Source organism: Mycobacterium colombiense CECT 3035, from assembly GCF_002105755.1.
In the GTDB taxonomy this organism is placed as follows: domain Bacteria; phylum Actinomycetota; class Actinomycetes; order Mycobacteriales; family Mycobacteriaceae; genus Mycobacterium; species Mycobacterium colombiense.
Window position 1 is genome coordinate 4,480,962 of sequence record NZ_CP020821.1, and the last position, 12,138, is coordinate 4,493,099.

A 12,138-nucleotide genomic window follows, 5' to 3' on the forward strand; every position below is an offset into this window, starting at 1 on the left:
TACTGAGACGGACGTCACATAAGGTGGATTTCATGCCTAACCTCCTCGGCCTGCCCGGTCAGGCCGCCGCAAAAGTTCAGCAGTACGTCGAGCGTGGCTCCGCTGAACTGCACTACGTGCGCAAGATCTTCGAGTCGGGCGCGTTCCGGATCGAGCCGCCGCAGAACTACGCCGCGATGGCCGCCGACATCTACAAGTGGGGGGAGTTCGGCATGCTGCCGTCTCTCAACGCGAGACGCCACCCCGACCGCGCCGCGTGCATCGACGAGGAGGGCGAGTTCTCCTACCGGGAGCTCGACGAGGCGGGGCACGCCGTGGCGCACGGGTTGCTCGAGAAGGGCATCAAGGGTGGGGACGGCATCGCCATCCTGGCCCGCAACACCCGCTGGTTCCTGGTCGCCAACTACGGCGCCGCCCGGGTGGGCGCCCGGATCATCCTGCTCAACAGCGAGTTCTCCGGCCCGCAAATCAAAGAGGTGTCCGAGCGCGAGGGCGCCAAGCTGATCATCTACGACGACGAGTACACCAAGGCCGTCAGCAAAGCCGAGCCGGAGCTGGGGAAGCTACGGGCGCTCGGCACCAACCCGGATGCCGACGAGCCGTCCGGCAGCACCGACGAGACGCTGGCCGAGCTGATCGAGCGGAGCAGCAAGGACCCCGCCCCCAAGGCGGCCAAGCACGCCTCGATCATCATCCTGACCAGCGGAACCACCGGCACCCCGAAGGGCGCGAACCGCAGCACCCCGCCGACCCTGGCGCCGGTGGGCGGCATCCTGTCGCACGTGCCGTTCAAGGCCGGCGAGGTGACCTCGCTGCCGGCGCCGATGTTCCACGCGCTGGGTTACCTGCACGGCACCATCGCGATGTTCCTCGGGTCGACGCTGGTGCTGCGCCGCAAGTTCAAGCCGCCGCTGGTGCTGGAAGACATCGAGAAGCACAAGGTCACCGCGATGGTCGTCGTCCCGGTGATGCTGTCGCGGATCCTCGAAGCGGTCGAGAAGATGGACAGGAAGCCCGACCTGTCCAGCCTGAAGATCGTGTTCGTCTCGGGGTCGGCGCTGGGCGCCGACCTGGCCGAACGGGCGCTCAAGGACCTCGGCCCGGTCATCTACAACATGTACGGCTCGACCGAGATCGCGTTCGCGACCATCGCCGAGCCCAAGCACCTGGAGTACAACTCGTCGACGGTCGGCCCGGTGGTCAAGGGCGTGCGCGTCAAGATCTACGACGACAACGGCAAGGAGCTGCCGCAGGGCGAGGTCGGCCGCATCTTCGTCGGCAACGCCTTCCCGTTCGAGGGCTACACCGGCGGGGGGAAGAAGCAGATCATCGACGGGTTGTTGTCCTCGGGCGACGTCGGTTACTTCGACGAGAACGGGCTGCTGTACATCAGTGGCCGCGACGACGAGATGATCGTCTCCGGCGGCGAGAACGTCTTCCCGGCCGAGGTCGAAGACCTGATCACCGGCCATCCCGACGTCGTGGAGGCCACCGCGATCGGCGTCGAAGACAAGGAATGGGGCCACCGCCTGCGCGCCTTCGTGGTCAAGAAGGACGGCGCCGACCTCGACGAGGACACCGTCAAGCACTACGTGCGCGATCACCTGGCCCGCTACAAGGTGCCGCGCGAGGTGGTCTTCCTCGACGAGCTGCCGCGCAACCCCACGGGCAAGATCCTCAAGCGCGAGTTGCGCGAAATGGACGTCGACTAGCCCGTTCGGGCTGGCGGGTCACGCCTGATGGGCGGGATCAGCGGCGATCTTTGATGGCGCGGGTGATCTGTGCCGTCAGCTTGGGGTCGACAAGAAGTTGATCGATGAGCGCGGTGAGGACCTCTTGCCCGGTCACCCGGGCGACGCCCAACCGGTCGGCCGCCTCGCGCTGCCAGATGTCGAGGGCCCGGTGGGTGGCCGCCGGCAGGTCGACGGTCCGGCGCGTCCGCTGGGTGCGTCCCTGCTGGCCGGCGGTCGGCTGGCTGGCGATCCGTTGGCCGCCCTGGTGCCCGAGACTGGTGAGACGCTCGGTGGGGGCGGCGTCCCCGGAGGGCCCGGCCGACCTGGCGGCGCGAAAGGTTCCGGCGCTGGGTCCGCTGTGGCTGTTGTTGAAGTTCACTTCGGTGTCTTCCTCCGTGAGTGCCAATCAGTAAATCAGCGCTCGGTGCCGTTGTGTCAATACTGATTCTGTCACCGACGCCAGCGTAAGTCGCGTCGCCGGGCCGCCCACCTCCCGGTCGGCGGCCCCACGGCTGGGAACGCAGTTGCGCGGCTGCGCGCCGCCTCGCCCCGCAGATCGTGCCGCAAATCGACCAAAGTAGCTGCCTGGCCTGGAATGCTCCTTTTGGTGAAGGGAAATGGCGCGGCTTGGGGCGCCTGAAAACGGGGGGAAGTCAACATTTCCTGCAATGCGCAAAGCCGGACATCAGTAGGTACGTGATCCGTAGGCCAGTAGATCAGTAGACAATGTTTGAGCTGCGGTGATTGCTGGGCTGCAGGCTCCCGCATCAGTATTTGCAGATAAATGAATTACGGAAATACGGGCAACAACGACTGGATTATTAGCGTGGTTCAACGCCGTTGTTATGCAATTCACAATAGCCAAATAGCGAATTGATCTTGTTTGCTCGGAAATGTCCAACTAACGTTTTTGCTATCGGTGGTAAGTGGTTGGAAAGGAAAACTTTGATGATCCTCGGGCGATCATTATGCGGCGCGGCCGCAGGTGTCCTAGGTGCCGGGGCTGTGGTCGGCGCGCTGCTTTTCGGCGGCGCCCCCACTGCTCAGGCCGCTCCTGCGCCCGCTGCCACCACCAGCTTCGCCAGTGCTGGGCCGCACAGCGGACCGGGCTTCATCCCCGATCGCCCCGGCGGTCGCGGATGGGGCGGCCATGATGGTCGGGGAAATGGCAATTGGGGGCACGGCAATTGGGGCCGTGGCGGTGGCTACTGGGGCCCCCAGCACTGGTGGAACTGGTGGTGGTGACCACCATCTCCGCGCGGTAGGGCCATCGCCGACACGCCAACCCTCGGGATGGCCGACCGCGTAATGGGGGGATCCATGCCGGCCTGACTTAGTCAGGTCGGCATGGCCCTGTCTGGGGCCCTTTTGCCTTACGGGTCGCGGGGCAGGCCCAGCAGCCGTTCGGCGATGATGTTCAGCTGCACCTCGGAGGTACCGCCGTAAATGGTGGTGGCGCGGCTGGCCAACAGGTATTCGCCCCATTTGCCGGCTGATTGGTCGGGGTCGCCGATCGCGGCGTCGGTGCCGAACGACGAGACCGCGAATTCGGCGTATCCCTGGCCGGTGCGCATGGACAGCAGCTTGGAGATCGCCGCCGACGGCATGGCGTCCCCACCGGCCAGCGTCAGCAGCGTCGAGCGCAGGTTGAGCACCTTGGCCGCATGGCCCTCGGCGATCAACTGGCCGGCTCGGTGCTGGGCGATCTGATCGAAGTGCCCGTCACGAACGAACTCGACGAACTGGGCCAGCGTGGCCAGGAAGTTGGCCTCGCTGCTGCCGATCGACACCCGCTCGGCGGTCAGCGTGTTGCGGCTGACCTCCCAGCCCCGGTTGACCTCACCGAGCACACACTCGTCGGGCACGAATACGTCGTCGATGTAGACGGTGTTGAACATGGCGTTGCCGGTGAGCTCACGCAGCGGCTTGACCTCGACGCCCTCGCTCTTCATGTCCAACAGGAAATAAGTGATGCCGGCGTGTTTCGGGGCACTGGGATCCGTCCTGGCCAACAGCGCGCCCCACTGCGAGAACTGCGCGGCGGTGGTCCAGATCTTCTGGCCGGTGATGCGCCAGCCGCCGTCGGTCCTGGTGGCCTTGGTGGTGAGGCCGGCCAGGTCCGATCCGGCGCCAGGCTCGGAAAACAGCTGGCACCAGATCATTTCGCCGCGGAAGGTGGCCGGGAGGAACCGCTGTTTTTGCTCCTCGGTCCCGAACGCCACGATCGACGGGACGATCCAGGTCGCGATTCCCGTCTGCGGCCGCTTGACCCGCCCGGAGGTGAACTCCTGGGCGATGATGATCTGCTCCACCGGGCTGGCGGCCCGGCCCCACGGCTTCGGGAGATAGGGCAGTACCCAACCACCCTCGGCGATCGCGACCTTGCGCTGCTCCCGCTCCATCTCCTTGAACGCGGCAACCTCGGCGCGGATCTCCGCCCGCAGCTTCTCGGTGTCGGGATCGAGGTCGATGTCCACCGCGCGCATCCCGGTGGTGGTGGCGGTGTCGACGACCTTCTGCGGGTAATCCGAACTGCGGCCGAAGGAGGCGGCCAGCATCAGCGCCCGGCGGTAGTAGACGCCTGCGTCGTGCTCCCAGGTGAAGCCGATTCCGCCGTGCACCTGAATGCAGTCCTGGGCACAGCGCTGGGCGGCCGCGGGCGCCAGCGTCGCCGCGACGGCGGCTGCGAAGTCGACGTGCGAACCGACTGTGTCCCAACCATTCTCGCGGGCCTCGTCGATCGCGCGGGCCGCGTCCCACACTGCCGCGGTGGCCCGCTCGGTGTCGGCGATCATCTCGGCGCACTTGTGCTTGATGGCCTGGAACTGGCCGATCGGGCGGCCGAACTGCTCGCGGACCTTGGCGTAGTGCGAGGCGGTGTCGGTCGCCCAGCGCGCCACCCCGGTCGCTTCGGCGGACAGCAGCGTGGTCATCAACGCGTGGGCCGTCGCCATGCTCAGGTTCGTCAGCACGACGTCCTCGCCGACCTCGACGGCGTTGGCCCGGACGTCGGCGATGGGCCGCAGCGGATCCAGGCTTTTCACCGGCTCGATCTCGAGCTGGTTGGCGCGCAGCACCACCCACGCCTCGCCGCTGTCGATCGCGACCGGCAACACCAGCAGCGTGGCCTGCGCCGCGGCGGGGACCGCACGGACCTCGCCGCGGATCACCAGTGAGTTGCCCTGCCGGGTGGCGGTCAGCGCGCAGCAATTCAGGCCGTAGGCGGCGATTTCGGCGCCGGACGCCAGCTCGCAGAGCACCTTCGCGTCGGGGTCGTGCGCGGAGATCAGGGCGCTGGCGATCGCCGAGGGCACGAACGGCCCCGGCACCGCCCCGTAACCGAATTCGGCCAGCACGATGGCCAACTCGAGAATGCCGAAGCCCTGCCCGCCGACCGACTCGGCGAGATGGACGCCGTGCAGTCCCTGGTCGGCGGCGGCCTGCCAATACGGCGGCGGGTTCTCTACCGGCGTCTCCATGGCCGCGTGCAGCGTCTCGGACGGCGCGATGCGCGCCACCAGCGAGCGCACGGAATCGGCCAGGTCTTGATGCTCGGGATTGATCGCGATCGGCATTGGTCGCCTTCCGTTGCTGCAGGAGGCCGTTTCGGCCCAGTACCTTCCAAGCTAACAACCAGTCGGTTGGTTGACGATAGGGGCTAGCGGCCGCCCGCCGCGGGCGGCCGGACGACGTCGGCGCGCACTGTCAGCGCCACCGCTTGCCGATCCATTGGGTGATGATGTCGGCCTGCTCACCGCGTGCCCCCGGGGTGGTGAAGTAGTGATCGGTGTCCACCGAGGCCCGTGTCTTGTCGGTGCCGGCGAGGGCATCGAAAATGCGTTGGGCGTCAGAGGGAAACACCCCGGTGTCGGCCTCGGCGTTGATCACCAGGGCCGGACAGCTGATCCGGGCCAGGTGCGGTTCCGCGCGGGTTTGCGCCACCCGCAGGCTCCACATGCTCAGCCAGTTGCGCAGCGTGCAGGCCGCCGCGATCCCGTGCGCCGAGCGGTTCGCCTTGGCCGGCACGCCCGCGTAGCACATGTTGGGTTGTCGCTTGGTCGGCTCGATGCCGGGGTCCACCATGCGGGGATCGGCCCAGGTCCGCATCACGCTGAACGGGCGATCGGAAAAGCCTGCCGCCCGAACGCGTTTGAGCTCGGTTTCGGCCCAGTCGGTGATCGCGTGGTTGCGTGCCGTCTGCGCGGTGCGGTAACGGGCGAGGAACTCGGCGGAGAACGGCGGGCCGTTGCGCTCGTTGAACAGGTCGAGGTCGGCGTCGGTGGCCACCGGGTCGTTCTCGTCGACGACGGCGGCGTCCATCCAGGCGGTGAGCACCTCCGGGCGCCCGGGGTGGGCGGCGGTGGCGACGTAGCCGTCGGCCGGTGGCAATTCGGTCAGCCCGGCGGCCGGGCGCATCCCGTCCAGCGGAGTGACGTTCGGTGAGACCGCCTGCGACTGGTAGGCGGCCATCAACGAGCCGCCACCCGAATTACCCAATAGCACCACGGTATCCACGCCCTGGGCCTCACGTAGCCAGCGGACCCCGACGCCGATGTCGACCAGCGCGTGGTCGAGCAGGAAGCTGCTCTCGAAGCCGCGAAACCTGGTGTTCCACCCCAGGAAACCGACGCCGCGCGTGGCCATGTAGTCGGCGAGGTAGTGCTCGGAGAAGTCGATCTGATAGTGCGTGGCGATCATCGCCACCTTGGGTTTGCGCCCCACCCCCCGGTGGTACAGGCCCTGGCACGGGTGCCCGCCCGCGCCGGCGCGCCCCGCGGTGGGCGACGGCACCCCGATGAATTCGCGGATCACGCCGGCACCGGTACGACGAGTCAATTCAGCTGTCCCCCTTACGCATAGATGGCCCGGTAGTAGATGTTGGCGAGGGTCTGGATGCAGGCCTGATCGTCGGGTTGCGACGCACGCGCCCCGCCGAGCTGCACGTAACAGAACTGGTTGAACATCGCCACGATGGCCTCGGCGATCAGCCGGGGATCGTCGCCGCGGCAATGGCCCTCGGCCTGGGCGCGCCGGACCGATTCGGCGATGAAAGAGATTGGTATCTCGCAGATCTCGGCCCAGTACTGGGCGAAGTCGTCATTGATCATCGCCAGCTGCGACACGCTGATCACCTCGGCGAGCCGGTGCCGGTAGGTGTGCCAGTGCGCGGCGGCCGCGGCGTGGGCCCGCTCCCGGTCGGACAGGCCGTGTTCGGTCACCGACAGCGCTCGCTCGTTGGCCTCGTCGCGGAAGCGCAGCGCCCACTGGCGCACCATCGCCTCTTTGGACTCGTAGTAGTTGTAGAACGACGCAGCCGACCGTCCGGCCTCGGCGGCGATGTCGGCGATGGTCGTGGCGAGGACGCCCTTGCGCGCGATGACGGTGCGGGCGGCCAGGTCGATGGCGGCCTGCGTGCGCCTGCCGCGAACGGTGGGCAGTTCCGCGGGCCGACTGGTCCGGTCGGCAGGGGACGCCGCGGTCGACACCTGCGCACCTCCCTGGGCCAAAACTGAAACTGATGTTAGATTCAGATTTGGATCTTGGCCAGGATCGTCAATCCGGGGACCGAGGGGAGCCACCAGATGATCAAGCCGCACAACACCAACACGGAATTCGAACTCGGCGGGATCAACCACGTCGCCCTGGTCTGCTCGGACATGGCGAAAACCGTGGACTTCTACAGCAACATCCTCGGCATGCCGCTGATCAAATCGCTGGACCTACCCGGCGGTGCAGGCCAGCACTTCTTCTTCGACGCCGGCAACGGCGACTGCGTCGCCTTCTTCTGGTTCGCCGACGCCCCCGACCGGGTGCCGGGCATCTCGTCGCCGGGCGCCATCCCGGGCATCGGCGACATCACCAGCGCCGTCAGCACCATGAACCATCTCGCCTTTCACGTACCGGCCGAGAAGTTCGACGCCTACCGCCAGCTCCTCAAGGACAAAGGGGTGCGGGTCGGGCCCGTGCTCAATCACGACGAAAGCCCCATGCAGGTGTCCGCGACCGTGCATCCCGGGGTCTACGTGCGCTCGTTCTATTTCCAGGATCCAGACGGCATCACCCTTGAATTCGCCTGCTGGGTGAAGGAATTCGAGAGCGGCGACGCCCGGGCGGTGCCCAGGACGGCGGCCGACCGGCGGCCCTCGGTGGGCGCCGCCCACTGATCCGACCGGATCGAGCCGGAGGATGTTTTCATGACCGACGGCATTCTGACCGACGCGCAGATCGCGGCGCTGACGCCCGAGCAGCGGCGGGATCTGATCACCCGGCTCGAGCAGCCGCTGGGCGACGTCATCGACCCGGAGTTCCTGGCGCGGGTGCGGCGGATCCGACTGAGCCTGATGGTCGGTGGCTCCATGGCCATGGTCCCGTGGCTGGGTTATCTGTCGGTGACGCTGCCGGAGAACTACGTCGCGCACAACTGGCCCGTCACCTGGGTGGGTTTCGACGTGCTGCTGGTGGGGTTCATGCTGACGACGGCGGTGCTCGGGTACCTGCGCCGTCAGTTGCTGGTGCTCGCCGCGTTCACCACCGGGGTGCTGCTGATCTGCGACGCGTGGTTCGACCTGATGACCGCGGGGCCGAAGGACATCTGGCTGTCGGTGATCACGGCCCTGCTGATCGAGATGCCGCTGGCCCTTTTCATGATCACCAGCGCGGTACGCATCATGCGGCTGACGATGATGCGGTTATGGCTGCTGGATCCCGGCATGCGGCTCTGGCACCTGCCGCTGTTTCCCTGATGCGCCGCGGATTTGGCCCGAGCCGCTGGGGTTCGGGCCCACGCCGGCCCCGCGGGCTGGCCGAACAATGGTATCCCGAGTTCTCGACGCGGACGGGCGAATCGTGAACAAACCGTCCATCATTCGATACTTTTTGGTACGCACGAGCCACTCGCCGGGCCGGCTACGCGACCGGTAAGCGAAACAGGCTACCGCCGCGGAGACGATCGCGCGGGAGAATGCGAGTCTTCGCAAAACCGCGAAATCGTCGCCTCCGTCAGCTAGCGTCCTGAGCAGCGACATAGGGGGTGTAAGCGACGCGGTAGTTCAGCCGAAACAGGCGGAAAGTACGTCGCGAAATTCGAGCGCGAGACCAACACGAGATGCGCCAAAAGCCAAGCGCTAAATGCACTTTCACCACCCCCCAGACCGCACAACAGATGTCGGTATCTCACAGCACAAGGACTCGACGAATGGTCGCACTCGGAAGCATCAACGAATGGCAACCGCCACATGGCCCGGTTACCATGTGGATGGCCGCGCCCACGGCGCTGGAAGCGGCACGCGCCGCGCGGCGAAGTGAGCTGGCACCGAGTTATCAACAGAACCAACACCTCTGGGCCTCGTACCACGGCAAGAACCTGAACCGGCAGCTGCCCCGGCTGATGATCGTCGCGTGGGACATTCCCGGCACCTGCGACATCGAGGCGATGACCGCGACGATCAACGCCCATGTGCGCCGCCAGGACACGTATCACTATTGGTTCGAATTCGACAACGGAATGTTCGTGCGCCGCGAAATCGAGAATCCCGAAGACATCGATCTCGTCCCGGTGGCGCTCGGGGAGATGACCCCGGAGCAGGTGCGCAACCACGTCCTGACCGCGACTCCGGGGACCCTGGAATGGGGCTGCTTTACCTACGGAATCGTCCAGCACGCGGACTATTTCACGTTCTATGCCAGCGTCGACCATCTGCACATCGACGGCCTGTCCGCCGCCCTGATCTTCCTCGACATCCACCTGATGTATCAGGAAGTGGCGCAGAGCGGGCACCGGGCCGCCACGCTGCCCGAAATGCGGAGCTATCGCGCCTACGTTGCGCGGCAGCGCGAGAAGGCCGCGGCCCTGGACCTGTCGTCGCCCGAGATCCAGGACTGGATCGCCTTCGCGCGTGACACCGACGGCGACTGGCCGAGTTTCCCACTGCCGCTGGGCGATATCTGGGCGAGCACCAAGGGGGATCTGCTGACGGTCGAACTGATGGACGCCGCCGCGACCGAGGCCTTCGACGCCGCCTGCGTCGCGGCCGGCGCCCGGTTCATCGGGGGAGTCCTGGCGTGCGCCGGTTTCGCCGAGCACGAATTGACCGGCAAGGACACCTATCACGGGTTCACGGCCAAGGACACCCGAAGCGCCGGCGTGGACACGATGACCGTGGGGTGGTTCGCCAGCCTGATCCCGATCACCGTGCCGACCGCCGGCGAGACGTTCGCACAGGCGGCCAGGGCCGCGCAGAAGTCGTTCGACGACGCCCAGCGCCTCGCCGACGTGCCCGTCGAGCGGGTCCTGGAATTGGCCACACCGGACGAACTGGGCATCAAGCTGCCCACGCAGCTGCCGATGATGCTGTCCTTCCTCGACTTCCGCAAGATCCCGCTCAACGGGTTGTGGGCGGAGACCAGGTTCGGCACCTACGGTGACAGCCTTTCCCACGGTGGGATCAACATGTGGATCAACCGGCAGGCCGAGAACACCACGGTGACGATGTCTTTCCCGGACAACGCCATCGCACGCGAGTCGGTGCTGCGCTACATCGCGACGCTCACCCAGGCGTTCGTGCGCGTCGCCATGCCCACCGCCGACGAGTCTGTCAGGGTTGCGCCCCAGGCGAATTCGGAAGATTCCTACTCGCTCGCGCCGGACGCGGACGATCACGAAGCGGCATAAAGATGAGCAACGTGCTGGACCTGGCCGACCAGACCCTCTTCCTCGGCGAGCGGGCGACGGGAGCCACCAGCCTGCTGCAGTGTGTGTGGGTGTATGACCACGCCATCGACATCGACGGAGTGCGCGAATTCCATCACCACCTGGGGAAGGGCCGCTTGTCGCGCCGGATCGAGCGGTCTCCCTTGCCATTCGGCCGGCATCGCTGGGTAGCTCCGAACGACCGGTGCGCCCTCGAGATCGTCGGCGCGCCGCGGCGACGCGACGAGATCGATGCGTGGCTGGCCGAGCAGGCCACCAAGCGGCCGGACGCCGAGCACGGACCCGGCTGGCACCTGGCGCTGCTCCCGCTCAGCGGCGGCGGCGCGGCCGTCAGCCTGGTCACCACGCATTGCCTCACCGACGGCGTCGGGCTGTGCGAGGCGTTGGCCGACGCGGCGTGCGGGCGTGCCGACGCGCTTCGCTGGCCGGCAGCGGCGGCACGCGGGCGGTGGCGGGCGGTGCGTGAGGACGCACGCCAAACCGCGCACGACGCCGGCGATGTCGGTCGCGCCATCGGCGCGGCGGTCCGGATACTCCGGCAGGGCCGCGACGCCGTGCAAGCGGCATCGGCCGAGAAGCCGGCCGCGCCGGCCCCCGCGGGGGACGACCGCATCACCCTGCCGATGACGACGTTCTTCGTCGATGCTGACGAGTGGGACCGCCGCGCCGGCGCCCTCGGCGGAACCAGCAACGCGCTGCTCGCGGGACTGGCGGCCCGGCTCGCCCAGCGGGTGGGGCGCGTCGCCGCGGACGGCTCGGTCAACGTCGGTATGCCACTCAACGAGCGCATGCGGGGCGACACTCGCGCCAATGCGGTCACCAACGTCGATGTCACGCTCGGGCCCTCGGCGATCGACACCGACCTGCGGGAGATCCGGGCCGTGATCAAGAGGGCGTTGATCCGTCATCAGGACGTGCCGGACGAGCGCTGGGCGTTGCTGCCGCTGGTGCCGCTGATCCCCAAGCGGCTGTTCCGACGACTGATCAGCGTGGTCACCGGCGGCGCCACCACCGTCGTATCGTCCAACCTCGGTGTCATCGACCCGGCGGTGAACCGCCCGGACGGCAGCGACGCCGACTATTTCGCGATGAAGTCGGTGTACCCGGGCGTGACCGGCGCGACGATGCACCGCACCAATGGAGCGCTGGCGTTGTTGTCGGGGCGGGTGCACGGCCGGGTATTCGTGTCGGTCCTCGGCTATCAGTTGGGTCGCCGAAACTCGAATGAAGATCTGCGGCGAGCCATCTCCGGCGTACTGGGCGATTTCTCGCTGAGCGCCACCACTGGCTGGCGCACCTTCAGCCGGGTGTAAGTCCGAGGTGCTAGGGCACTGGAACGTGTTGCAGTGAGACGTCATCGGTTTGTCGGCGAGCTAAGTGGCGCCGAGGACCAGATCCTCCGCAACTCTCGAATCCACGCGCTTCTCCAAGTCAGAAGTTTGGCTGCGACCGATCGGCAAACAAGTCACGGCGTGGCGGACCCAGCTGTACTGTGACGATCATCACAAGTGGGCTACGTTTGTGACCTAATTCGACTAGCGTCAACTTCCGCGACACAGGGGGCGCATAGCAACGCGGCAACTCAGCCCAACATGCCGTGACATGCCGTCAAGGTTCCTGTTAAGGAATTGATGCTGCGCGAAGGGCCATCGGCCGGCGGCTGATGACTAATTCGCTGTTCCCTTGCTGCGCAAC

9 protein-coding genes are annotated in these 12,138 nt (G+C 66.8%); 5 read left to right on the forward strand and 4 right to left on the reverse strand.

What is annotated here, in order from left to right:
• The first annotated feature begins 32 nt into the window (after positions 1-32).
• Complete coding sequence (gene fadD2, locus B9D87_RS21010; protein ID WP_007768929.1) at positions 33-1,712, forward strand: long-chain-fatty-acid--CoA ligase FadD2; 1,680 nt, start codon at positions 33-35, stop codon at positions 1,710-1,712.
• A 37-nt stretch (positions 1,713-1,749) separates the two neighbouring features.
• On the opposite strand, the gene B9D87_RS21015 is transcribed toward fadD2, so the two are convergent.
• The 4 genes from B9D87_RS21015 to B9D87_RS21030 form a co-directional block, all read right to left on the reverse strand.
• Complete coding sequence (locus B9D87_RS21015; RefSeq protein ID WP_007768927.1) at positions 1,750-2,112, reverse strand: hypothetical protein; 363 nt, start codon at positions 2,110-2,112, stop codon at positions 1,750-1,752.
• 994 nt (positions 2,113-3,106) lie between these two features.
• A complete protein-coding gene (locus tag B9D87_RS21020; protein WP_007768925.1) occupies positions 3,107-5,308 on the reverse strand; it encodes an acyl-CoA dehydrogenase family protein in 2,202 nt (733 codons plus the stop codon).
• A gap of 130 nt (positions 5,309-5,438) precedes the next feature.
• Positions 5,439-6,569: an alpha/beta hydrolase gene (locus B9D87_RS21025; protein ID WP_085977774.1), complete on the reverse strand. Its 1,131-nt coding sequence runs from the start codon at positions 6,567-6,569 to the stop codon at positions 5,439-5,441.
• A 14-nt stretch (positions 6,570-6,583) separates the two neighbouring features.
• Positions 6,584-7,219 (reverse strand): TetR/AcrR family transcriptional regulator, encoded by a 636-nt coding sequence (locus B9D87_RS21030; RefSeq protein WP_007768921.1) that lies wholly within the window; start codon positions 7,217-7,219, stop codon positions 6,584-6,586.
• Positions 7,220-7,315: 96 nt separating this feature from the next.
• On the opposite strand from B9D87_RS21030, the gene B9D87_RS21035 reads away from it, so the two are divergent.
• The 4 genes from B9D87_RS21035 (at position 7,316) to B9D87_RS21050 (ending at position 11,756) form a co-directional block, all read left to right on the forward strand.
• The gene (locus B9D87_RS21035; protein WP_007768919.1) at positions 7,316-7,897 is read left to right on the forward strand and encodes a VOC family protein; all 582 of its coding nucleotides are present in this window, start codon (positions 7,316-7,318) and stop codon (positions 7,895-7,897) included.
• A 30-nt stretch (positions 7,898-7,927) separates the two neighbouring features.
• Positions 7,928-8,476 carry a hypothetical protein gene (locus B9D87_RS21040; RefSeq protein WP_007768917.1) on the forward strand — a complete coding sequence of 183 codons (549 nt, stop codon included), beginning with the start codon at positions 7,928-7,930 and terminating at the stop codon, positions 8,474-8,476.
• Positions 8,477-8,928: 452 nt separating this feature from the next.
• On the forward strand, positions 8,929-10,404 hold the full coding sequence (locus B9D87_RS21045; RefSeq protein ID WP_007768915.1) for a condensation domain-containing protein: 1,476 nt from the start codon (positions 8,929-8,931) through the stop codon (positions 10,402-10,404).
• A 2-nt stretch (positions 10,405-10,406) separates the two neighbouring features.
• Positions 10,407-11,756: a hypothetical protein gene (locus tag B9D87_RS21050; RefSeq protein ID WP_007768909.1), complete on the forward strand. Its 1,350-nt coding sequence runs from the start codon at positions 10,407-10,409 to the stop codon at positions 11,754-11,756.
• Positions 11,757-12,138 lie beyond the last annotated feature (382 nt).